The sequence below is a fragment of the Kitasatospora sp. NPDC049285 genome (assembly GCF_040678815.1).
Taxonomy (GTDB): domain Bacteria; phylum Actinomycetota; class Actinomycetes; order Streptomycetales; family Streptomycetaceae; genus Kitasatospora.
The window spans coordinates 1-21,009 of record NZ_JBFAQR010000082.1 but is presented as its reverse complement, the minus strand read 5'-3'; the positions used below and the strand labels follow the sequence as shown (position 1 = coordinate 21,009).

Here is a 21,009-nt window from a genome sequence, read left to right as displayed (position 1 = left end):
AGCTCGACCTCACGAGTTGTCAGTGCGGGGGAAGACGTACTCGTCCAGGATGAGACCGAGGGCTACGGCGACGGGCACCGCGACCAGGGCGCCGACCAGCCCCAGGAGCGCTCCTCCAAGCAGGACTGCCACCACCGTCACGATCGGGTGCACGTCCACCGCGAGCTTCATGGCCCTGGGCGTGATCAGGTAGTCCTCCATGAGCCGGAAGGCCACGTAGAAACCGGCCGTGGCGAGCGCGACCGGCAGCGAGACCGACAGGGCGACCAGGCTGACGACGACGCCACCGATCGTCGAGCCGACCATGGGGACCAGGTCCATCAGCGCGACGAAGACACCGAGCGCCCCCGCGTAGGGCACTCCGGTGGCCGCGCACCAGGCGAGGGTGGCCAGGCCCGCGAGGGCCGAGGTCACCACGTTGCCCAGCATGTAGCGGCCCGTCCGGTCGAGGATCTCCTCCGTGATCTCCTCGACGCTCCGGCGTCGGCTGCGCGGAACGAAGCGGTAGCAGAACGCCTTGATGGCCGGCAGCGCCGCCATGACGTAGAGCGTGACGCTTGCGACGACCACCGTGGCGGTCACGGTGCTCAGCAGCAGTCGGCCCGCGCCGAGAGCACCGTCGAAAAGGCCCGAGGCCGAACCGCCGCCCGAAGCGAGGCTCTGTTTCGCCCGCTCGACCAGGTGATAGCGGTCCTCGACCCTGCCCAGGGTCGACTGGTGGTCGTGCAGTTGCTGCAGCCAGGCCGGCACGGCGTCGGCCAAGGCGTGTGCCTCCGCAGTAATCGCGGGGAACACGACGGCCACGAGACCGGCCAGCAGCAGGGCGAGTGAGGCCACCACCGCCGTCACCGCCCAGCCGCGGGGCAGTCCGCGCCGCTCCAGCCCCGCCACCACCGGCTCCAGGCTGACCGCGATGAACACGGCGAGCAGCAGCAGGGTGAGCAGCGAGGCGAGTTGGAGGACGGCGTCCACCAACTGCCATGCCAGCAGCGCTCCTACGCTGAGTGCGAAGCCCGCCCGGAACCACGACGTGCCCTGAGGCAACCGCCGGTGCACGGCCGAAAGCCGCGTCCGCGGCCCGCCGGCTCGTCTGGCCGGCGACAGGTCGCCGGCGGTGTTCGCTGCATGCTCCTCGGGCTCCACCGTTGCCCTCGCTTCCTCATTCGGGGAGCGACCGTGACCGCCATCGGCCGCCGTCGGCCGTCTGCCCCGCAACTGCCGACGGAAGCACAGCCACCCCCGGCCGACCGTCCCTCCCGCGGCTCGGGCACCGTCCCAGACCCGACGACGACGCGGAACGAGCCGACATGCTCATCTCCCGGCCACGACGGTGCGCGGTGCGGTCACCGACCAGGTCGGTGCGACGGGTGGTGGACGGCCTCTGCTTCGTCGCCCGGCCGCTACGGGCTCATCCGGGCCGGCCGAACACAGTTCCTCGTAGGCGGCGCCGGCGCGGGCGTCGGTCGGCGGCTACCAGCTCGGCACGTGGTTGGTGCCGCTGAGGGCGGCGGCGTAGGTGCCGGAGGGCGAGCCGGGCGCGCTCGCGCCGGAACGCCGGCGGGCGCTGGAGGAGATCGACCCGTGGTGGTGCCCCACCTGGCCGATCACCTGGCAGCGCGCCTACGCCGCCGCCCGGACCTGGTGGTTGGAGTGCGACGGCGAGGTCGACTGGGCGCACCTACCCGAGTCGACCGTGTTCGAGGGCGAGAACCTCGGCCGGTGGGTGGTCGCCCAGCGGGCCGGGCAGCACCCGAACCTGGCGGAGGAGCAGCAGGAGCTGCTGGCGGCGATCGGAATCGAGGCCGAGCCGGAGCTGGTGGCCGCGAAGGCGGTCGCGGACGAGCGGAAGGCGGCGGCGCGGCCGCGGGTCTCCCAAGCCGACCGGTCCGCCCAGCGCGTAGCCGCGCTCGCGCAGTTAGCCGCCCGGGAAGGCCACATCCGGGTACCCCGCCCCCACAAAGAACACCTCACGCTCTCCGGCGGCGGGACCAAGTCGACGTCGGGCTGGGTGCGTGGCTCACGAACACCAAGAGCCGGCGGGACAAGCTGACCCCGGATCAACTCGCCGCCCTCGCCGAACACGGCATCCAGTGGGCGTGAGCCGGCTGCCGGGTCGATAGGCTCCGGGACGCCCTGAGAAAGCGGCGGGCAGTGGTCTCCCGGTCGAGCGGCACGGGGCCGCTGGTGCGTCAGGAGCGGAAGGTCTCGGCGGTGTGGCGCGGCAGCGTCCCGGTCAGGGTGGCGGGCAGCATGTGCTCGGCGTCGTCGCCGTTGCGGTGCGGCACGAGGGGGAAGGGTTCCGAACCGCCGCTCCCCCGGCGGTGCCCGGGGACGGCGACAGCGCGCGGCGGCTCCCCCTCCGGGAGGGGGAGCCGCCGCGCCTCGGGGGTGGTTCGGTCAGGCGTGGTGGTGCCTGTCGCCGGTAACCAGGCGGTAGCCGATCAACAGGATGATCGAGCCGGCGATGGCGGCGACCCAGGTGGACAGGTCGAAGAACCCGTCGATGGAGTCGACGCCGAAGACCACCTTGCCCAGCCAGCCGCCGAGCAGACCGCCCGCGATGCCGATGAGCATGGTGACGATGATGCCGCCGGGGTCGCGGCCCGGCATCAGGGCCTTGGCGATGGAGCCCGCGATCAGGCCGATCAGTATCCAGGCGATGATTCCCATGTGCTTCTCCTGTCTCGGCGGGACGATCGGTGCTGGAGGTCGTCTTCTCCTCGGCCGGATTTCCAAACCCCGGGTTTCCGACGAGTCGTCAGGAGTCGTGCGGCCGGAGGATGAGCCGGCCGCGGCAGCGGTGGGGCAGACCGGTGCCGCCCCACGAGCGGGTCGGCGCGGGCCCGGGCCGCCAGGCCCGGGTGGCGGGGCACTCCCCCAGAGTGGCGGCGGGGCACTCCCCCCAGAGTGGCGGCGGGGCACTCCCGCCGTGTGGTGGCGGGGCGTCAGGCGCCCGGGGTGTCGAACTCCGCCCAGACGGTCTTGCCCGCGCCGTGGGCCTGGGCGCCCCAGCGGCTGACGGCCTGCTGGACGATGAAGAGGCCGTGGCCGCCGGGGAGGGCGGGGTTGCGGGGGCTGCGCGGGACGGGGAGGTCGGTGCAGGTGTCGCTGACCTCGATCCGCAGGCGGTCGGGGGACGCGTCGAGGATCAGGTCGACCGGGCCGTCGGCGTGGAGTTTGGCGTTGCCGACGAGCTCCGCGACCACCAGGACGATGTCCTGCCGGTCGCGCGGGGTGGGCCAGCTCCAGTCGGCCAGGGCCGTCTCGGTGAATGCCCTGGCGCGGGCGACGGGCTTGGCGAGGGCCGCCATGTGGAGTCGGCGGCGCTGACCGCCGGGGGGCAGGACGGGCCCGGCGGTGACCGGGTCGGTGCCAAGGGTGTCCCGGCTCGTCTCCATGGGCGGGGCCCCCTTCCGTTCGGCGCTGTCTTCGGCGGTCGGATTCCCGGCCGCGGGCGACTTCATGCGCCGGGTCGGGATCGTGCGTGCGGGTGGTCGGCATGTCGGGCGGTGTCGGCCGCGGGTCCGCCGGGTGGGGCTGCGCCCTGGTCGGCGCCCCCGTCGGTGTCCGCGGTCAGCGGTCGTCGGCGAGTGCCGCGTCGACCGAGGGGTGGACGGCGAACACGGAGTCGGCGCCGGTCAGCTCCAGCAGCCTCGACACTGCGGACGAGGGCGCCGCGAGCCGTAGCCGGATGTCGGCGGCGACCGCGGCCATCCGGGCCTTCAGCAGCAGGTTGAGGCCCGAGGAGTCGCAGAATCCCACCGCGCCCAGGTCCACCACAAGCGTGGACGGGTGCCCGGCGATCGTCTCGTCGAGGGCCGGCCGGGCCCGGCCGAGTGTCTCGATGTCCAGGTCGCCTTCGAATGCCAGGACCACGGCCCGTCCCCTGGCGGGCCGCAGCCGGACGGTCAGGCCGGTGGCGGCACCGTCGCCCATGGTGGGCACGGAGTCGTTCTGGGTCGGCATCCTCAACCCCCTCCACTCGTGTTGCCTTCGACCTTACGCACGCTCGCACCGTCGGCCAAGATCCGGGTGACGCACCGTCGGCCCGGCCCCGGGTGGCGGGCCGTCGCCACACCGGGGGTTGCCCTGCCCTCATTCCTCGGCGAGACCCTCGCGAAGGCGCTTGAGCGCGCGGGACAGGAGTCGCGAGACGTGCATCTGCGAGACGCCGAGACGCTCGCCGATCTGGGACTGGGTGAGGTCCTGGGTGAAGCGCATGGACAGGACCAGCCGGTCCCGCTCGGGCAGCGCGGCGACCAGGGGCTTGAGCGCCACCAGGTTCTCGACCAGGTCGAGGCGGACGTCGTCGGCGCCGATCCGGTGCGCGGGCAGCGCAGGGCTGTCCTCGTCGCTGGGGGTGTCGAGCGAGCCGGCGGTGTAGCCGTTGGCGGCGGTGAGTCCCTCGATGACCTCCTCCTGCGGGATGCCGAGGTGCTCCGCGAGTTCGGCGACGGTGGGCGCGCGGTCCAGTCGCTGGGAGAGGGCGTCCTGGGCCTTGGTGAGGCTGAGCCGCAGTTCCTGGAGGCGGCGCGGGACGTGCACGGCCCAGGTGTGGTCGCGGAAGTGCCGGCGTATCTCGCCCAGGATGGTCGGCAGCGCGTAGGTCGTGAACTCCAGGCCGCGCTCCGGCTCGAAGCGGTCGATGGCCTTGATCAGGCCGATCGAGCCGACCTGGAGCAGGTCGTCCGTCGACTCGCGGTGCGAGCCGAAGCGGCGTATCGCGAACCGGACCAGGGAGAGGTTGAGCTCGACCAGGGTCGAGCGCACGTAGGAGTACTCGCGGGTGCCTTCTTCGAGCGTCGCGAGTCGGGCCAGGAGGACCTTGGTGAGTTCGCGGGCGTCGGCCGGCGCGACCCGCCGCGGATCCTCGGTGCCGGCGAGCTCGGGCAGCGGCGGCGGGGCCGTGGGTGCGTCCACGGGTGCGGCGGGCACCGCCGACGGTGCGTCAGCCGACCCCGGCCGGGAAGGGGTCGTCCGCTCACCAAGGAGTTCGTCAGTGGTCACGGCCATGTTGTTCCCTTCCCTCGGCACTACGGTCCGTACCCCCGCTACCCGCTGCGGCCGGACCCATGCCACCTCGAATCGTGAAGGAATCGTGTGTTCTTGACGGCGGTTCAGTCTCCGGTGTCCCCGCGGCCGGTGGGGATGCTGCCGGTGGAGATGCTGATGCCGACCAGGCAGGTGTCGTCGTCGGTGTCGGCGGCGCTGTAGCGCAGCAGGTGGTCGAGGTGGGCCTCGATGTCGGCGGCGCCGTCCCCGCGGGCGCCGCGGGACTGCTCGCTGAGGGCGAGCAGGCCGGACAGCGAAGCCTGGAGGGACTCGTCACGGCGTTCGATCAGGCCGTCGGTGTACATCACCAGGACGTCGTCGGGCCGCAGGTCGATCTGCTCCTCCTCGTAGTCGGCCTGGTCCAGGGCCCCGAGCAGGATGCCGCCGGGCTGGGGCAGCGTGCACGCCCGGCCGTCGCGCAGCAGCACGGGCGGCAGGTGGCCGGCCCGGGCCCAGCGCAGGCGGCGGGTGCCGGGGTCGTAGAGCCCGCAGATCGCGGTCGCGGTGACGCTGTCGGTGAGGTGGTGGGTGACGCTGTTGAGCCAGGTGAGCAGTTGGCCCGGCCCGGCCCCGGTGGCAGCCAGGCCGCGCAGCGCGTTGCGCAGGGCGACCATGCCGGTGGCGGCCTCGATGCCGTGCCCGGCGACGTCGCCGACGCACAGCAGCACCTGGCCGGACGGCAGCGCGAAGGCGTCGTACCAGTCGCCGCCGACCAGGTGGTCCTTCTCGGCGGGCCGGTAGCGGACCGCGGTGCGCAGGTCGTGCAGGACGAACGGGCCGCGGGCGGGCGGCATGATGGCGTGCTGGAGTTGGAGGGCGAGGCGGCTGCGCTCGGCGGCCTGCTGTTCGGTGTGGGCCAGTTGGTCGCGGGTGGCGGCGAGAGCGACCTCGGTCCAGTGCTGGGCGGAGATGTCCTGGTAGGCGCCGCGCAGCGCGATGAGCCCGGCGGCCGGGTCGCGGACGGGTTCGGCCACCACCCGGATGTGCCGGGTCACCCCGTCGGGCCGCAGCAGCCGGAACGCGGTGGAGGCGGGTCGCTGGTGGTGGAGCAGGGTGCGCAGGAACCGGCTGATGGCGTGCCGGTCGTCGGGGTGGGCGTGGTCGGCGAGTTGGTCGAGCGGGATCGTCCGGGCGGTGGGCGGCAGGCCGTGCAGTTCGTACAGCGTCTCGCTCCAGACGACCTCGCGGGAGTGGATGTTCTCCTCGAAGCCGCCGATCCGGCCGAGCCGCTGGGCGTGGTGCAGCAGGCGCGCCACCCGCGGGGTGCCGTCGTCGAGGCGCCAGATGACGAGGATGCGGGTGCCGTGCCGGCTGATGCTGACCTGGGCCGACGTCTCCAGGGGCACACCGTCGACCGTGGCGGCCAGCCGCATCGCCGGGGTGCGGAAGGGCTCGCCGGTGGCGAAGACGTGCTCGATCTTCTCGGCGAGGCCGCCCGGTTCGGCGGCCAGCGGGTAGGTGTCCAGCAGGCGGGCGCCGAGGACGGCGCTGGTGGGGCGGCCCGCGAAGTCGACGAAGGCGGGGTTGACGTGCCGGACGGTGAAGCCGAGCCGGGGCTCCTCGCCGGCCGGCGTGACCTCCAGCACGAGGCAGGCGTCGAGGACGCCGTCGGTCAGGTGGCGCAGCTCGTCCAGCTCCGGTTCGCCGCCGCCGGCCGTGCCGTGTTCGGACCAGGTTTCCAGGGTGGCGGCGCAGAGTTGGGCCAGCACCTCGAACTGGCGTTGGAGCGGCTGGGGTTGCTCGGGCAGCGCGTGGGTCCAGCAGATCTCCAGGACGCCGACCAGGCGTCCGCCGATCCCGGCGGGCACGGCGATCCGGCCGCCTTCGAACTGGTGCTGACCGATGGACGGGAGGCTGGCCTGGGCGAGTGACGGGTAGGCGACCGGGCCGCGTTCGGCGAGCGCCCGCCGGGCCGGGGTGGGCACGCCGGGCGGTACGTGCCGCCAGCGGTGGGCCTCGGCTTCGTCGAAGCCGGCGCTGCCCTCCAGGGACAGCGACTGGTCGGGGTGGGCCGCCCAGATCGCGACGGCCTCGGCCCCGAGCGGGCGGAGCGCGTGTTCGAGCATCGAGCGGGCCGCGGCCGCGGTGTCCCCGGCCGCCAGGGCTCGGGCCTCGGTGCGGCGCAGGCGCAGTGCGACCGGTTCGGCGGGGCCGGCGGACGTGGTGACGAATTCGCGGGCGATGGCGGTGATCCGGTCGCCGGCGGCCTGGTTGACGAGGTCGGCGGCGATCTCCAGCACCGGCAGGTCGGCCTGGTCGGCGAGCATGGCGAGGTGCGCGGCGGCCTCGGTGGGCCCGCAGTGCAGGCGCTCGACGAGGACGCCCGCGGCCATCTCGACGAGTGAGCGGCCGGCGGCGTCGGCGTCGCTGCGGGCGAGTTCGGCGCGCAACCGCTCGACCGTCGCCGCCAGCCGCTCGAGGCTCTCGGCCGGGGACGGCGACCCGCCGTCCCCGGGCCGGGCCGCGGGGACCGCGGGCGCGGTGGCGGGGCCGCCCGGGATCGGGGCGGACGACTCCTGCACGAAACGCTCCTGACGGCTCATCAGTTCTGGCCGCCGTCGGCCGCGGCGGCCAGCTGGGCGGTGATCCGACGGACCAGTTCGCCGGCGTCGACGGGCTTGGTGATGTAGTCGCTGGCTCCCGACGCGAGGCTCTTCTCGCGGTCGCCGATCATGGCCTTGGCGGTCACGGCGATGATCGGCAGGGTGGCGTGCTCGGGCATTGCCCGGATCGCGGCGGTGGCGGTGTAGCCGTCCATCTCGGGCATCATCACGTCCATCAGGATCACGTCGATGCCGGCGTGCTCCTTGAGCACCTCGAGCGCGGCGCGGCCGTTCTCGGCCTGCAGGACGCGCATGCCGTGGAGTTCGAGGATGCCGGTGATGGCGTACAGGTTGCGGTCGTCGTCGTCGACGACCAGCACGGTGCGGCCGGTCAGGGAGGGGTCGACGGCGGCCTGGCCCGCGGCCTCGGTGTGGCGCAGCAGCGGCAGGACGTCGCCGGCGCCGTCGGCGCTCATGTGCAGGGCGATGCGCTCGCGCAGTTCGTCGAGGCTGGAGAGCACCTCGACCGTCCGGGCCCGGCCGCTGTCGTGCCGGGCGAGTTCGTCGTCGGCGCCCAGGCCGCGGCTGCGGTGGGCGAGGACGGGCAGGGTGTGCAGCGCCGGGTCGCCCTCGATCTGCTGGAGCAGGACACGGGCGGCGGCGTCGGGCAGGTCGAGGTCGAGGACCACGCAGTGGCAAAAGACGGTGGCCAGGGTGGCGGCGGCCTCCTCCGCCCCGACCGCGGTGATCATCTCGACCTCGCGCTCGGCCCGCGAGAGGTCGCCGAGGGCGTTCTCGGTGACCAGGCTCAGCAGGCCGTTCGACCGGGCCTCCACCACCAGGACCCGCCGCAGGTGCCCTGGCGGGCGGACGTCGCCGCTCGGCGGGACCGCGGCGGCACCGACCGCGGCCCGGCCCGACGGCTGGTCGGCCTCGGCCGGGCCGGGCCAGCTGACCGGCACGTACAGGGTGAACGTGCTGCCGGAGCCGACCGTGCTCTGGACGGTGATCGCCCCGCCGAGCAGGTAGGCGATCTCGCGGCTGATCGAGAGCCCGAGGCCGGTTCCGCCGTACTTGCGGCTGGTCGTGCCGTCCGCCTGCTGGAACGCGCCGAACACGGTCTCCAGGTGCTGCGGGGCGATGCCGATCCCGGTGTCGGTGACCCGGAAGGCCAGCACTGCGTCCTCCCTGCGGACGCCGTCGGGCAGTTCGGACTCGACGGCGGCCTCGACCCGCAGCTCGATCCGGCCCTGCTCGGTGAACTTGACCGCGTTGGACAGCAGGTTGCGCAGCACCTGGCGCAGCCGGTAGTCGTCGGTGTGGATCTCGCCCGGGACGCCGTCGCCGGTGCGCACGGCGAAGGCGAGGTTCTTCTGGCCGGTCATCGGGCGGAAGGTGGCCTCGACGTACTCGAGCAGGGCGGGCAGCGCGACTGCGGCGACGGTGACGTCGACCTTCCCCGCCTCGACCTTGGACAGGTCGAGGATGTCGTTGATCAGCTGGAGCAGGTCGGAGCCCGCCGAGTGGATGATCCCGGCGTACTCCACCTGCTTGGCGGTCAGGTTCCGGGTCGGGTTCTGGGCGAGCAGCTGGGAGAGGATCAGCAGGCTGTTGAGCGGGGTGCGCAGTTCGTGGCTCATGTTGGCCAGGAACTCGGACTTGTACTTCGAGGCGAGCGACAGCTGGTGGGCGCGGTCCTCGAGCTCCTGGCGGGCCTGCTCGATCTCCAGGTTCTTGGCCTCGATGTCGCTCTTCTGCGCGGCCAGCAGCTCGGCCTTCTCCTCGAGCTCAGCGTTGGATGCCTGCAACTCCTCCTGACGGGACTGCAGTTCCTGCGAGCGGACCTGGAGTTCGGCGGTCAGGCGCTGGGACTCGCCGAGCAGCTCGTCGGTCCGGGCGTTCGCGATGATGGTGCTGACGTTGACGCCGATGGTCTCCATCAGCTGTTCCAGGAAGGCCCGGTGGACCTGGGTGAACGGCTGGACGGAGGCCAGCTCGATGACGCCCAGGACCTGGCCCTCGACCAGGATCGGCAGCACGATCAGCGACAGCGTCTCGCTGCGGCCGAGGCCCGAGGAGACGGCCAGGTAGTCGGCCGGCAGCCGGTCGACGGTGATGGCGCGCCGGCTGCGGGCCGACTGCCCGACGAACGACTCGCCGAGCCGGAAGCTGGGCCGGGAGCCGGCCGGGAGGGCGTAGGAGCCGACGAGCTGGAGGACGGTGCCCTCCGCGGTCTCCTCGGCGAGGTAGAAGGCGCCGCACTGGGCGCTGACCAGCGGCGTCAGCTCGTCCATGACCGACTCGGCCACCATCGCCAGGTCGCGCCGGCCCTGGAGGAGGGCGGCGATCCGGGCCAGGTTGGTCTTCAGCCAGTCCTGGTCCTCGTTGGCCCGGGTGGTCTCGCGCAGGGACTCCACCATGAAGTTGATGTTGTCCTTGAGGTCAGCGACCTCGCCGGAGGCGTCGACCGTGATCGAGCGGGTCAGGTCGCCGGCGGCGACCGCGCTGGTCACCTCGGCGATCGCCCGGACCTGGCGGGTGAGGTTGCCGGCCAGCTCGTTGACGTTCTCGGTCAGGCGCTTCCAGGTGCCGGAGACGCCCTCGACCTCGGCCTGGCCGCCGAGCCGCCCCTCGCTGCCGACCTCGCGGGCCACCCGGGTGACCTCGGCGACGAACGCGGAGAGCTGGTCGACCATCGTGTTGATGGTGGTCTTGAGCTCCAGGATCTCGCCGCGTGCGTCGACGTCGATCTTGCGGGTCAGGTCGCCGTTGGCGACCGCGGTGGTCACCTGGGCGATGTTGCGCACCTGGCTGGTCAGGTTGTGCGCCATGAAGTTGACGCTGTCGGTGAGGTCCTTCCAGGTCCCGGCGACGTTGGCGACCCTGGCCTGGCCGCCGAGCATGCCCTCGGTGCCGACCTCGCGGGCCACCCGGGTCACCTCGTCGGCGAACGCCGAGAGGGTGTCGACCATCGTGTTGATCACCCCGGCGAGCGCGGCGACCTCGCCCTTGGCCTCGACGGTGATCTTCTGCGACAGGTCGCCCCTGGCGACCGCGGTGGCCACCTGCGCGATCGAGCGGACCTGGCCGGTCAGGTTGGAGGCCATCACGTTGACGTTGTCGGTGAGGTCCTTCCACGTCCCCGAGACCCCGCGGACGGTGGCCTGTCCCCCGAGGTTGCCCTCGGTGCCGACCTCGCGGGCCACCCGGGTCACCTCGCCCGCGAACGACGACAGCTGGTCGACCATCGTGTTGACGGTGTTCTTCAGCTCCAGGATCTCGCCCCGCGCGTCCACGGTGATCTTCTGCGACAGGTCGCCCTTCGCCACCGCCGTCGCCACCTGCGCGATCGAGCGGACCTGGCCGGTGAGGTTCCCCGCCATGAAGTTGACGGAGTCGGTCAGGTCGCGCCAGGTGCCCGAGACGTCGCGGACGTCCGCCTGGCCGCCGAGCCGGCCCTCGGTGCCGACCTCGCGGGCCACCCGGGTCACCTCGCCCGCGAACGACGACAGCTGGTCGACCATCGTGTTGACGGTGTTCTTCAGCTCCAGGATCTCGCCCCGCGCGTCCACGGTGATCTTCTGCGACAGGTCGCCCTTCGCCACCGCCGTCGCCACCTGCGCGATGTCGCGGACCTGGGTGGTGAGGTTCCCCGCCATGGCGTTGACGGAGTCGGTCAGGTCCTCCCAGGTGCCCGACACCCCGGGCACCCGGGCCTGGCCGCCGAGCCGGCCCTCGGTGCCGACCTCCCGCGCCACCCGGGTCACCTCGGAGGTGAAGCGCGACAACTGGTCGACCATCCCGTTGAAGACGCCCGCGATCTCGCCGAGCAGGCCGTCCGCGTCGCGCGGCAGCCGCGTCCCGAAGTCGCCGTCCCGCACGGCCGTGAGCCCCGCGAGCAGCAGCCTCAGCTCGGGCTCACCGACCTGCGCGGGCACGGAGCCGGCAGCGCCGTTCTCCACACGCCTGGACATTGCCGAGCCAGCCATCGGAACGTCGCCTCCCTAGGAGCCCAGCCCGACCCGACCGCACCGACGGCCGAAGAACAGGCACGTACAGCCCGGGAGGCTACCCCAAGCCCGGCCCCCGCCGCGAAGCCCGGAACCCTTCCACGGTGGTCCGTGACGTGTGATCAGCCCGGCCCCGAACAGGCCCACTGCCCGGCACGTGCGTGGTCGCAGGTGTCGGCGGCGCTGCCGATCGAGGGCACTACGCCGGGTCGGGTCAGGCCGGCGCGGGTGGCGGTCTCGTCGCTGCGCGACAGGTGTCGGTGCGCCTGCTCGCCGAGTTCGGCGACCGGCGACCGGCGACCACCGCGAGGGTCGACACCAGGTTGTCGTAGAGGGACAAACCTCCGCCCTGACTGGGGGCATCGGCCGGGCGGCACCACGACCCGGCAGTCCCGGGGCCGCATGCCAGGCGCTTGCCCGAGCGCCTGGCTGAAGCGCGTCCAGGCCGGGAGGAAGAAGCCGGTGATGTCGGTGAGGCGTCCGTCCTCGTGGTGGCGGGCGGTGCTGATGCCGGTCGAGGCGCTCTCGCCCTGTGCGTCGAGTCGGGCCCAGTGGGCGAGCGAGCGGTCGTGGTGCTCCAGCACCTCGTCGATGCGGAACCGGTGGCCGGGGAAGGCACCGGTGGAACCGGCCATGTAGGCGGCGCGTTCGGTCAGGTCGGCGACCTCGGTGCCGGGGTCGCGGTAGGCGACGTCGTCCACCGCGACCGCTCCCGGCGCGGCAAGTCGGCGGGCGGGGTCGGCCGACCAGCAGGCGGCGTAGTCGTGCCAGAGCCGCCGGGTGTCACTCATGGTCGTCCTGCTTTCGTGAGGTACTCAAGGAGCCGATCGACGCCATCGCGCCGACGGTGACGCTGTGCAGCGTGGTGCGGGGCAGGCCGGCCCGGACGAGCACCAGCAGTCCCTGGTGGAGCGCGAGCAGACGGGCGGCCGTGGTCCCGACGTCGAGGTCCGCGGGCGTGTCGCCCACGGGGACGTCGTCGGCGTCGAACGGCATCTCGTGGATGCCCCGCGGGGGCGAAGACGGTGGAGGCGAGGCCGCCGGCCAGGGTGACGGTGGTGAGAGCGCCCGGACGTGGTCGGGCTGGTGCCAGCGGGTGAGGGCGGTGAAGGCGGGCTGGTAGAAGGTCGCGGCCATCGCCGTGCCCGCGAGCAGCCAGGCCGCGAAGAACACGGGCAGGCTCGGGGCGGCCGCAACACCGGCGAGCGCGACCACGCCGAGCACGGAGCCCGTGGTCATCAGGGTGCGGGGGCCGCGCCGGTCGATGATCCGGCCGACGGGATCCCCGCCAGAGCCGACAGGAGCAGGGCGGCGGTGAACGCAGCGGTCGCCCGCGCGGTGCTCCAGCCGGTGTCGGCAGTGATCCGCGGGGAGAGGACGGGGAAGGCGTAGTAGAGGATGCCCCAGCCGGTGATCTGGGGAATGCACAGGGCGCGCAGTACGGCGCGGGGCCGCGACCGTGTTCCGGTCGCGGCCCCGCTGAGGTGAGTGGCGGTCACGGGCCCGGTCAGCAGCCGCCGCTGGTGGAGCAGGAGGATTCGGTGGCGGGGTCGCCGAGGGTGATTAGCTGAGGTGCGGCCGGCACCGAGCAGCAGCCACCGCCCTCGCCGGTCTGGGCCGCGGCGGGCTCGTCGAACAGGCCGGCGCCGCCGCAGACTCCGGTCTCGGGGAGGGTGAGTTCGACGCGGGCGGCGGCCTCCAGGTCGCCGGCGAGCTGGGCCGCGACGGAGCGGACCTGCTCGTAGCCGGTCATCGCGAGGAACGTCGGCGCCCGGCCGTAGGACTTCATGCCGACCAGGAACACGCCCTCCTCGGGGTGGGCCAGTTCGGCGGCGCCGTGCGGGTAGACGGTGCCGCAGGAGTGCTGGTTGGGGTCGATCAGCGGCGCGAGTGCGACAGGAGCCTGGAGCCGCTCGTCGAGGCCGAGCCGGACCTCGGACAGGAACGACAGGTCCGGGCGCAGGCCGGTCAGGACGACGATCTCGTCCACCGGCTCGCTGCCCCGGCCGTCCTCGGCGACCAGGACGACCTGGTCGCCCTCGGGCTGGACGGCGGCGGTGCGGAACCCGGTGAGCGCACTCGCGTGGCCGTCCTCGACGGCCTTCTTCGCGCGCAGACCGAGCGCGCCGCGGGCGGGCAGCTGGTCGGCCTCGCCGCCTCCGTAGGTGGAGCCGTTGATGCTGCGCCGCAGCACCCAGACCGCGTGGGTGCCGGGCTCGTCCTTCGCCAGGTCGGCGAGGTAGGCGAGGGCGGTGAAGGCGGAGGCGCCGGTGCCGACCACGGCGGTCCGCTTGCCCGCGTACCGGGCGCGGACGGCGGGGTCCTTGAGGTCGGGCACCCGGTAGGAGATCCGCGCGCCGTGGCGGCGCTCGCCGATCGCGGGGAGGCCGTCCGAGCCGAGCGGGTTCGGGGTGGACCAGGTGCTGGAGGCGTCGATCACCGCCCGGGCGGTGATCCGCTCCTCGCGGCCGTCCGCGTACTCGGCGTGGACGGTGAACGGCTGCTCCTCGCGGGAGGAGTCGACGATGCGGTCCCGCCCGGCGCGGGCCACGCCGGTGACGCGGGCGCTGTAGCGCACCTTGTCGCCGAGGACGTCGGCGAGCGGCTGCAGGTAGAACTCCGCCCAGTCGCCGCCGGACGGATACTCCGCGCCGTCCGGGCGGACCCAGCCGGTCGGGGCGAGCAGCTTCTCGGCGGCCGGGTCGACGACCTCGGCCCAGGGCGAGAACAGCCTGAGGTGGGCCCAGTCGCGTACCGCCGTCGCGGCGCTCGGTCCGGCCTCCAGGACCAGCGGCTCGATGCCCTGCTCGATCAGGTGGGCGGCGGCCGCGAGGCCGACGGGTCCGGCGCCGACCACGACGACCGGCAGGGTGGTGGTGTTCACGCTCATGGCATGTGCTCCGTGGTGTGGGTCGCGCTCGAAGGAGGTCGGGACGGGGTGATTCGCTGCTCGGACGCGGGTCAGCAGAAGCCGGAGCCCGCGGCCTGCGCCTCGGTCTCGGCGGCGGGCCCGCAGCAGGACCCGGCGTCGGACGCGTCCTCGACGGTGCCGCAGCACGGTGCCTGCTGCGCGCTCTCCTTCGCGGGGGCTGCGGTGCAACAGGTGGCGGCGGGCTGCGTGTCCTGCTCGGCCTGGACTGCGGGGGTGTCGGGGGTGCTCACTGGCCTTCTCCTCGTGAGGGTGTGCCGGGCGGCAGCCGTCCGGGATGCACCTGGACCACCTGCTTCGACGTCTGTCAATACAGGAGAGCTTGCCGCGCGCATCGACGTCTGTCAACATAGACGCATGTCGAATCTGAAGTTGCGGGAGCTGCCGGTCATCGAGCCCGAGGTCGTTCCCTGCTGCCCGCCGGTCACCTCGGCCGCGCTGTCGGAGGAGGACTCGGTCAAGATGGCGGCCATGTTCAAGGCCCTCGCCGATCCGGTGCGGCTGCGGCTCTTCTCCCGCGTCGCCTCGCACGAGGGCGGCGAGGCGTGCGTGTGCGACATCCAGGACGTCGGCGTCTCCCAGCCCACCGTCTCCCACCACCTCAAGAAGCTCCGCGAGGCCGGGCTGCTGGCCTCGGAGCGGCGCGGCACCTGGGTCTATTACCGGGTCGAGCCGGGCGTACTCGCCGCGATGGCCGGCCTGCTGGCCACCGCCCGCTGACACCCCGCACCCCAATGTCCCCGGAGGCTGTCCGCATGCCCGTGCCCGCGGTGACCATCGCGCCGATGTCGGAGGGCCACGCCGATCAGGTGCTGGCGATCTACCAGGCCGGGATCGACGGCGGCGACGCCACGTTCGAGACCACCGCGCCGACGTGGGAGGCGTTCGACACGGGCCGGCTGGCCGGGCACCGCTTCGTCGCGCTGGACGGGCCCGGCGCGGTGGCGGGTTGGGTCGCCGCGAGCCGGGTCTCCGACCGGTGCGCGTACGCCGGCGTGGTCGAGCACTCCGTCTACGTCCATCCGGCGGCCCGGGGCCGGGCGTGGCCGGGCGGCTGCTGGAGGCGCTGATCGCCTCGACGGAGGCGGCCGGGATCTGGACGATCCAGTCCGGGATCTTCCCGGAGAACACCGCCAGCCTCGCCCTCCACGAACGGGCCGGCTTCCGCGTCATCGGCACCCGCGAGCGCATCGGCCGCCGCCACGGGGTGTGGCGCGACGTTGTCCTGCTCGAACGCCGCAGCCCGCTCGTGGACTGACCGCGCTCCGGTCAGCTCCCGCTGTCGAGCGTGAGCTGGCGATGGTGGAAGTCGAAGTGCCGGGTCGGGTAGCGGTAGATGTCCGCAAGGGTCATGTAGTCCAGGAAGAACGGATCCCACCGCACCGGGTAGTGCATGCCGCGGGCGAGATCAGCCTCCGACTCGCGGTCCAGCCGGTGGTGCAGGGCGATGATGGCGCGGTCGAACTGCGCGCCCATCCGCCGGGGACCGACGACCTTCACGGCCCCGACGGGGCCGGCGTAGTTGACGAGGTCGAACGGCACGGTCGTCGCATCCAGCAGCCGCGCGAACGCCTTGCCCACGCCGCGCGGAAGCCGCCCGAAGGCCCGCACCAGGACCAGCAGCGCCCGGGTGACCAGGTAGCCGAACAGCATGTGCCACAGCAGCTGCCCGTTCGTCCACCGTGTGCCGCGCGTGCGTCGGGCAAGGTCGTCCGCACTGGCCGCCTCCAGCAGCCGGTGAAACTCCGAGCGCGCCCGCTCCAACTCCTCGTGGACCGTCTGCCGCTCCATCGGAACCACGTTGGCCATGGGCGCCGGTCCTCTCGGGTCACTGTCCTGCCAGGGCTCGATGATGCCCGTCCCGGAGGGTTGTCATTCGGCCGCCGCAGGGGTGGTCATCGGGTGGCGATGATGCGGCAGATGTCGCCCTCGGTGCAGGTGGCGGGGTCGGTGGCGCACGCGCTGCGGACCAGGTCCTGGAGCATCGCTCGGGTCGCCGTCAGTTCCGCTGGGCGGCGTTCGACCTCCACGAGGCGTTCCTTGAGCAGGGCCGTGACGTGCTCGCAGGGGGCCTGGCCGCCGTCGCGGACGACGAGGATCCTCACCCGAGCGGACGCCGAGCGCCTCGGCGCGGCCATCTTCGGGCAACTACTGACCACCGGCACCGAACCGCCGGAGTGAGCCCGATGCCCGCGCCGCCCAGGACCCCGCCCCGCGACCCGAGCGGCATACCGGGCCTGCTCGTGGCGGCGGCGTCCGGCGCACTGGCGGCGTGGCTCGCCAGCCCGTGGGCGATCGCCGGTGCCGCGCTGACCGCCGTCGGCGCCGTGTCGTGGTGGCAACGACGGCACCGCCGAAGGGTGTGCCGCCCGCAGGACCGCAGTGCGGCGCGGCACGCTCCTCCCGGCCACTGACAGACCACCGAGGAAGACTGTCACCATGCAGATCCGGATCGAGGCCTTCGACCTTCCCGGCCGCACCTGCGCGGGCGGCCCCGACTTCCCCGGCTACACGAACATCCACGTTGCGGTGCAGCGCCGCGATCGCCGCGAGGAACTGTTCGACCCGCAGCCCGGCGACGCCACCTCGGCAATCTGGACGCTCGACTGCACCGCCCGCGCCACCGCATCCGGCATCGACCTCAACGGCCCCTACATTCAGGGCCGCCCCGGCCAGCGGTTCATCTACCTCTCCTGGGGCACCGTCGACGACAGGGGCGTCTTCATGATGTTCCGCCGCGCCAAGCTCATGCTCGACGCCGTCGACCCGGACGTCCTGACCGCCGCCGCACGATCCGGACGGCTGGCCGCCCGCCTCGGCCTGACCGACGCCAAGGGACATCCGCTGTGCGCGGCTGTCCGTCCGCCCTCCATCGAATGGGCCGCCCGCGCGGGTAGCTGACCCGATCAGGCCCCCGGGCGGTCACGGGAACAGCGGACTGCCGTTCACTGCCAGCGTCTTGAGCTTGGCGAGGGACTGGGCCTGCAGGCTCGGGCCGAGGGGCGCGTAGTGGAGGTCGGGAGCGCGGTCCTGGCCGGCGGTCAACACCCAGCTGAGGTAGTTGACGAGCGCGGCCGCCTTGGCCGGGTCCTTCTGGTCCTTGCGGACGAGGGCGTAGGTGGTGCCGGTGATCGGGTAGGCGTCGGTGTCCGGCCCGTCGGTGAACGAGGTCCGCAGGTCCGCGGGCAGCGGCTGGAGAGAGGCGCCGAGGGTGATGGTGGCGGGGCAGGGCTGGATGGAGCGGCCGTGGCTGTTGCGGACGGCGATCAGCGCCGGGTCGTTCCAGCGGGCGATCCGGCCGGTGAAGATCCCGCTGAGCACGGGCCCGTCGAACGTCAGCCCGGCCTCAATCCCGTTCACGTGGTCGGGGGGGACGACCGCGCCGAGGGTGGCGACGCCGGGCAGCGGGGCGGGGGCGTTGCGGTAGCCCGGGTGGTCCGTGAAGGCCGGTCGCAGATCTGCTGCCCGAAGCCGACTCTTGACGTCGTCTCGGTTCTTCCCGGCTCGGGGGGTAAGCCGGGCCGGTGCAGGAGGCCGCGGTGAGGGCGGTGCGGGCGGTGCGTGGTGCGGGCCATGGGGCGACTCCTCCGCAGGGGTACGGTGCCGATTTGCACCGCTTTATGCCAGGGAGGCTAGGAACGGCCGGTGTACTCGCCACTCGCCAGGGGTGTGCATTGAACGAGCAGTGAACGCCACCGCCCGGTTCATGGATGTCTGTCTAATCAGCTGTCGCGAGAGCGGCAGCGATCTCGGCGATGGCGGTGCGTGCGGTGCGGCCGACGCCGACCAGGGTCGCGGAGGCGGGGCCGGTCCAGTCGCCGTAGCCGAGCAGGTGCACCCGGCGGTCGGCGCTCGCGCGGGTGCCGTCGGTGGGGATCCGGCCGTCCGGCCGCGCAGGCCGAGGCCCGCGAGCGGCGCGAGGGCGGGCCGGAAGCCGGTGCACCAGATCACCGCGTCCGCCGGCCAGACGGTGCCGTCGGCCCAGACCGGGCCTGCGGCGGTGAGGTGGTCGAACATCGGGTGTGCGGCAAGCATCCCGGCGTCGCGGGCCACGCGCACGGGTGCGGTGGCGACGATGTCGCCGAGGTCCGAGATCCGCGGACCGTCGTCCTGGAAGCGGTGGGTGGCGATCTCGAACAGCACGCGGCCGTCGATCTCGTCGGGCAGGAAGCGGGCCGGCCGGCGCGTTGTCCAGCGAACGGTGGCGGCGTGGCGGGTGAGGTCGGCGGCGATCTGCGCGCCGGAGTTGCCTCCGCCCACGACCACCACGCGCCGTCCGGCGAAGGCGTCCCGGCCGGGCACGGCGGGGATGAACGGGCGTGACCAGGTGCCGGTCGCCATGATCAGCGCGCGGGTGTGCCAGGTGCCGTCGTCGGTGCCGACCAGTAGCCCGCCGCCGTCGGTGTTCTCCACGGCCTGGACCTGGACGGGACGGTGGATGGGCAGGTCGTAGCGTTTCTCGTACTCCGCCAGGTACCGGGCGACGTGCTCGGCGTCCGGATAGTCCTCCCCCGCCTGGGCCGGCATCGGGCGGCCGGGCAGGGAGGAGTAGGCCGCCGGGGAGAACAGGTGGAGGCTGTCCCAGTAGTGCTGCCAGGCGCCACCTGGGGCCGGGGAGGCGTCGAGGATCGCGAAGTCGAGTCCGGCGCGCCGCAGGTAGTAGCCGGCAGCGAGGCCGGCCTGGCCCGCGCCGACGACCAGGACCTGGACGCGCCGGACCGCAGTCACTTCGACCCGGCCGGGCGGCGGTGGGTGAAGATCAGCGCGACCAGGGCCAGGCCCACGACGCCGCCGATCAGCTGCATGCCGATGAATCCCGGAACCGAGGACGGGGCGATTCCGGCGAAGGTGTCGGTGAACGCGCGGCCGATCGTCACCGCCGGGTTGGCGAACGAGGTGGAGGAGGTGAACCAGTACGCGGCACCGATGTAGGAGGCGACCGCGACCGGCGCGAACCTGATCAGGTCGCTCTTGGCGAGGTCGAAGATCAGCAGCACCAGGCCGACGGTGGCGACGACCTCGCCGAGCAGCAGGTGCCCGGCGGAGCGGTCGTGGGTGGACCAGGCCACGAAATCCTTGCCGAACATGACGTCCGCGAGGATCGCGCCCGCGATGGCGCCGGCGATCTGCGCGGGGATGTACGCGGCGACCTCGCGCGGGCCGAGGCCCCCCGGGTCCTTGCGGCCGGTCCACCACTCGGCGAGGGTGACGACGGGGTTGAAGTGCGCGCCGGAGACCGGGCCGAGGAGCAGGATCAGCACGCCGAGGCCGAAGACGGTGGCCAGGGAGTTGGCGAGCAGCTGCAGGCCGACGTCCCGCGTCAGTTCGGTGGCCTGGATGCCGGAGCCGACCACCACCGCGACCAGCGCGGCGGTGCCGACCAGTTCGGCCGCGAGCCGGTTCAGCAGGGGGACCGCCGGCGGGTCGGCGGCCAGCGGCTCGGCCTCGACGGCGTCGGCTCTCGCCTCGTCTATGGCGCTCACGGGTTCTCCTCGTGCGGGGCGGGACAGGCCGCCGGGTGGGGGCTTCGGTGACGGTCAGCAGGACCGCTTGCGGCCCGCGACTTCGCGGGCCGCGGCGGCCAGGGCCGCGAGGTCTCCGGCCAGGGCGTCCAGAGCCTCCGGCTTGAGCGAGTAGTAGGTGAAGCGCCCGCACGGCTCGGTGTCCACGAGCCCCGCGTCCTTCAGGACCTTGAGGTGGTTCGACAGGTTGGTCTGTCTCGCACCGGTCTCCGCCACCAGATGGGTCGTGCACAGCGCCTCGCGGGCGAGGAGCCGCACGATCTGCATCCGCAGCGGGTCGGCCAAGGCCTTGAACACATCACTATCGACTGACGTCACCATGGGCTGATACGTTACCGGTGTCGGGCCCGCTTGGCGAGCCCCGTAATCCCGCCTGCCACCGGGCCGCACCTGCGCGTCTTCGCAGAGCCGCACCGCCCCGCCATCGAAGGACACCCGCATGACCGCGCCGCTCGCCTCCGTCCTGTTCGTCTGCGTCCACAACGCCGGCCGCTCCCAGATGGCCGCGGGCTTCCTCAGCCACCTCGCGGGCGACCGCGTCGAGGTCCGCTCCGCCGGCTCCGCCCCCGGCCACGAGGTCAACCCCGCCGCCGTCGCCGCCATGGCCGAGGCCGGCATCGACATCTCCGACCAGAAGCCGAAGATCCTCACCGCCGACGCCGTCCAGTCCTCCGACTACGTCATCACCATGGGCTGCGGCGACGCCTGCCCCTACTTCCCCGGCAAGACCTACCTCGACTGGACCCTCGAGGACCCGGCCGGCCAGGGCGTCGAAGCTGTCCGCCCGATCCGCGACGAGATCAAGGCCCGCATCGAGGGCCTCATCGCCGAGATCGACGCCAAGGCCGCCGCCGGTCAGGATTCCTAATGCCGTTGTCAACTAGCTGCTGGGACGGGCGCACTGCGCTCGTAGGGTCGCCCGTCCCGCAGCAAGGCCCAAAGGACGTTGACCC

19 protein-coding genes and 3 pseudogenes are annotated in these 21,009 nt (G+C 73.0%); 5 read left to right on the top strand and 17 right to left on the bottom strand.

What is annotated here, in order from left to right; all coding sequences use genetic code 11:
* Nucleotides 1–9: 9 nt before the first annotated feature.
* Nucleotides 10–972: an AI-2E family transporter gene (locus AB0K51_RS31770; RefSeq protein WP_363461197.1), complete on the bottom strand. Its 963-nt coding sequence runs from the start codon at nucleotides 970–972 to the stop codon at nucleotides 10–12.
* A gap of 544 nt (nucleotides 973–1,516) precedes the next feature.
* Between AB0K51_RS31770 and AB0K51_RS31765 the strand changes: the two genes are divergently transcribed.
* On the top strand, nucleotides 1,517–2,050 hold the full coding sequence (locus tag AB0K51_RS31765) for a helicase associated domain-containing protein (RefSeq protein ID WP_363461195.1): 534 nt from the start codon (nucleotides 1,517–1,519) through the stop codon (nucleotides 2,048–2,050).
* Nucleotides 2,051–2,397: 347 nt separating this feature from the next.
* Here the strand turns inward: AB0K51_RS31765 and AB0K51_RS31760 are convergent, their stop codons facing one another.
* The 10 genes and pseudogenes from AB0K51_RS31760 to AB0K51_RS31715 form a co-directional block, all read right to left on the bottom strand.
* The gene (locus AB0K51_RS31760) at nucleotides 2,398–2,670 is read right to left on the bottom strand and encodes a GlsB/YeaQ/YmgE family stress response membrane protein (RefSeq protein ID WP_363461193.1); all 273 of its coding nucleotides are present in this window, start codon (nucleotides 2,668–2,670) and stop codon (nucleotides 2,398–2,400) included.
* A gap of 275 nt (nucleotides 2,671–2,945) precedes the next feature.
* A complete protein-coding gene (locus AB0K51_RS31755; protein WP_363461191.1) occupies nucleotides 2,946–3,398 on the bottom strand; it encodes an ATP-binding protein in 453 nt (150 codons plus the stop codon).
* 175 nt (nucleotides 3,399–3,573) lie between these two features.
* Nucleotides 3,574–3,966 (bottom strand): STAS domain-containing protein, encoded by a 393-nt coding sequence (locus AB0K51_RS31750; protein ID WP_363461189.1) that lies wholly within the window; start codon nucleotides 3,964–3,966, stop codon nucleotides 3,574–3,576.
* 129 nt (nucleotides 3,967–4,095) lie between these two features.
* The gene (locus AB0K51_RS31745; protein ID WP_363461187.1) at nucleotides 4,096–4,920 is read right to left on the bottom strand and encodes an RNA polymerase sigma factor SigF; all 825 of its coding nucleotides are present in this window, start codon (nucleotides 4,918–4,920) and stop codon (nucleotides 4,096–4,098) included.
* A gap of 197 nt (nucleotides 4,921–5,117) precedes the next feature.
* Nucleotides 5,118–7,574 (bottom strand): SpoIIE family protein phosphatase, encoded by a 2,457-nt coding sequence (locus AB0K51_RS31740; protein WP_363461185.1) that lies wholly within the window; start codon nucleotides 7,572–7,574, stop codon nucleotides 5,118–5,120.
* Nucleotides 7,575–7,594: 20 nt separating this feature from the next.
* The gene (locus AB0K51_RS31735; RefSeq protein ID WP_363461214.1) at nucleotides 7,595–11,569 is read right to left on the bottom strand and encodes a HAMP domain-containing protein; all 3,975 of its coding nucleotides are present in this window, start codon (nucleotides 11,567–11,569) and stop codon (nucleotides 7,595–7,597) included.
* Between the two features lie 158 nt (nucleotides 11,570–11,727).
* Nucleotides 11,728–12,396: a nuclear transport factor 2 family protein gene (locus AB0K51_RS31730; RefSeq protein ID WP_363461183.1), complete on the bottom strand. Its 669-nt coding sequence runs from the start codon at nucleotides 12,394–12,396 to the stop codon at nucleotides 11,728–11,730.
* A gap of 221 nt (nucleotides 12,397–12,617) precedes the next feature.
* Nucleotides 12,618–13,104 (bottom strand): annotated as a pseudogene (locus AB0K51_RS31725) (MFS transporter); the annotation flags it as partial.
* 8 nt (nucleotides 13,105–13,112) lie between these two features.
* Complete coding sequence (locus AB0K51_RS31720; RefSeq protein WP_363461181.1) at nucleotides 13,113–14,495, bottom strand: NAD(P)-binding domain-containing protein; 1,383 nt, start codon at nucleotides 14,493–14,495, stop codon at nucleotides 13,113–13,115.
* Between the two features lie 71 nt (nucleotides 14,496–14,566).
* Nucleotides 14,567–14,767: a hypothetical protein gene (locus AB0K51_RS31715; protein WP_363461179.1), complete on the bottom strand. Its 201-nt coding sequence runs from the start codon at nucleotides 14,765–14,767 to the stop codon at nucleotides 14,567–14,569.
* A gap of 124 nt (nucleotides 14,768–14,891) precedes the next feature.
* Here AB0K51_RS31715 and AB0K51_RS31710 point away from each other — a divergent pair, with 124 nt between their 5' ends.
* Together AB0K51_RS31710 and AB0K51_RS31705 are read left to right on the top strand one after the other, a co-directional pair.
* Nucleotides 14,892–15,254, top strand: a complete 363-nt coding sequence (locus tag AB0K51_RS31710; protein ID WP_363461177.1) for a metalloregulator ArsR/SmtB family transcription factor — start codon at nucleotides 14,892–14,894, stop codon at nucleotides 15,252–15,254.
* Nucleotides 15,255–15,289: 35 nt separating this feature from the next.
* A pseudogene (locus tag AB0K51_RS31705) lies at nucleotides 15,290–15,792 on the top strand (N-acetyltransferase family protein).
* 11 nt (nucleotides 15,793–15,803) lie between these two features.
* Here AB0K51_RS31705 and AB0K51_RS31700 read toward each other — a convergent pair.
* Both AB0K51_RS31700 and AB0K51_RS31695 read right to left on the bottom strand, forming a co-directional pair.
* On the bottom strand, nucleotides 15,804–16,325 hold the full coding sequence (locus AB0K51_RS31700) for a DinB family protein (protein WP_363461175.1): 522 nt from the start codon (nucleotides 16,323–16,325) through the stop codon (nucleotides 15,804–15,806).
* Nucleotides 16,326–16,429: 104 nt separating this feature from the next.
* Nucleotides 16,430–16,639: a MerR family DNA-binding protein gene (locus AB0K51_RS31695; RefSeq protein WP_363461173.1), complete on the bottom strand. Its 210-nt coding sequence runs from the start codon at nucleotides 16,637–16,639 to the stop codon at nucleotides 16,430–16,432.
* A 334-nt stretch (nucleotides 16,640–16,973) separates the two neighbouring features.
* On the opposite strand from AB0K51_RS31695, the gene AB0K51_RS31690 reads away from it, so the two are divergent.
* On the top strand, nucleotides 16,974–17,435 hold the full coding sequence (locus AB0K51_RS31690; RefSeq protein ID WP_363461171.1) for a DUF5990 family protein: 462 nt from the start codon (nucleotides 16,974–16,976) through the stop codon (nucleotides 17,433–17,435).
* A gap of 21 nt (nucleotides 17,436–17,456) precedes the next feature.
* Here AB0K51_RS31690 and AB0K51_RS31685 read toward each other — a convergent pair whose 3' ends face one another.
* The 4 genes and pseudogenes from AB0K51_RS31685 to AB0K51_RS31670 form a co-directional block, all read right to left on the bottom strand.
* Complete coding sequence (locus tag AB0K51_RS31685) at nucleotides 17,457–17,894, bottom strand: hypothetical protein (RefSeq protein ID WP_363461169.1); 438 nt, start codon at nucleotides 17,892–17,894, stop codon at nucleotides 17,457–17,459.
* 358 nt (nucleotides 17,895–18,252) lie between these two features.
* Nucleotides 18,253–19,262: pseudogene (locus tag AB0K51_RS31680) on the bottom strand (ArsO family NAD(P)H-dependent flavin-containing monooxygenase).
* The gene (locus AB0K51_RS31675; protein WP_363461212.1) at nucleotides 19,259–19,969 is read right to left on the bottom strand and encodes an aquaporin; all 711 of its coding nucleotides are present in this window, start codon (nucleotides 19,967–19,969) and stop codon (nucleotides 19,259–19,261) included. Before AB0K51_RS31675 ends, AB0K51_RS31680 begins: the two are co-directional and overlap by 4 nt.
* A gap of 102 nt (nucleotides 19,970–20,071) precedes the next feature.
* Complete coding sequence (locus AB0K51_RS31670) at nucleotides 20,072–20,377, bottom strand: metalloregulator ArsR/SmtB family transcription factor (protein ID WP_363461167.1); 306 nt, start codon at nucleotides 20,375–20,377, stop codon at nucleotides 20,072–20,074.
* A 118-nt stretch (nucleotides 20,378–20,495) separates the two neighbouring features.
* On the opposite strand from AB0K51_RS31670, the gene AB0K51_RS31665 reads away from it, so the two are divergent.
* On the top strand, nucleotides 20,496–20,924 hold the full coding sequence (locus tag AB0K51_RS31665) for an arsenate reductase ArsC (RefSeq protein WP_363461165.1): 429 nt from the start codon (nucleotides 20,496–20,498) through the stop codon (nucleotides 20,922–20,924).
* The last annotated feature ends 85 nt before the right edge of the window (nucleotides 20,925–21,009 follow it).

What these genes read in the sequence shown, in the direction of transcription:
- AB0K51_RS31750 (WP_363461189.1), bottom strand. Translation starts at nt 3,966, where the DNA reads ATGCCGACCCAGAACGACTCCGTGCCCACCATGGGCGACGGTGCCGCC.
- AB0K51_RS31670 (WP_363461167.1), bottom strand. Translation starts at nt 20,377, where the DNA reads ATGGTGACGTCAGTCGATAGTGATGTGTTCAAGGCCTTGGCCGACCCG.
- AB0K51_RS31690 (WP_363461171.1), top strand. Translation starts at nt 16,974, where the DNA reads ATGCAGATCCGGATCGAGGCCTTCGACCTTCCCGGCCGCACCTGCGCG.
- AB0K51_RS31735 (WP_363461214.1), bottom strand. Translation starts at nt 11,569, where the DNA reads ATGTCCAGGCGTGTGGAGAACGGCGCTGCCGGCTCCGTGCCCGCGCAG.
- AB0K51_RS31755 (WP_363461191.1), bottom strand. Translation starts at nt 3,398, where the DNA reads ATGGAGACGAGCCGGGACACCCTTGGCACCGACCCGGTCACCGCCGGG.
- AB0K51_RS31760 (WP_363461193.1), bottom strand. Translation starts at nt 2,670, where the DNA reads ATGGGAATCATCGCCTGGATACTGATCGGCCTGATCGCGGGCTCCATC.
- AB0K51_RS31730 (WP_363461183.1), bottom strand. Translation starts at nt 12,396, where the DNA reads ATGAGTGACACCCGGCGGCTCTGGCACGACTACGCCGCCTGCTGGTCG.
- AB0K51_RS31700 (WP_363461175.1), bottom strand. Translation starts at nt 16,325, where the DNA reads ATGGAGCGGCAGACGGTCCACGAGGAGTTGGAGCGGGCGCGCTCGGAG.
- AB0K51_RS31665 (WP_363461165.1), top strand. Translation starts at nt 20,496, where the DNA reads ATGACCGCGCCGCTCGCCTCCGTCCTGTTCGTCTGCGTCCACAACGCC.
- AB0K51_RS31710 (WP_363461177.1), top strand. Translation starts at nt 14,892, where the DNA reads ATGTCGAATCTGAAGTTGCGGGAGCTGCCGGTCATCGAGCCCGAGGTC.
- AB0K51_RS31720 (WP_363461181.1), bottom strand. Translation starts at nt 14,495, where the DNA reads ATGAGCGTGAACACCACCACCCTGCCGGTCGTCGTGGTCGGCGCCGGA.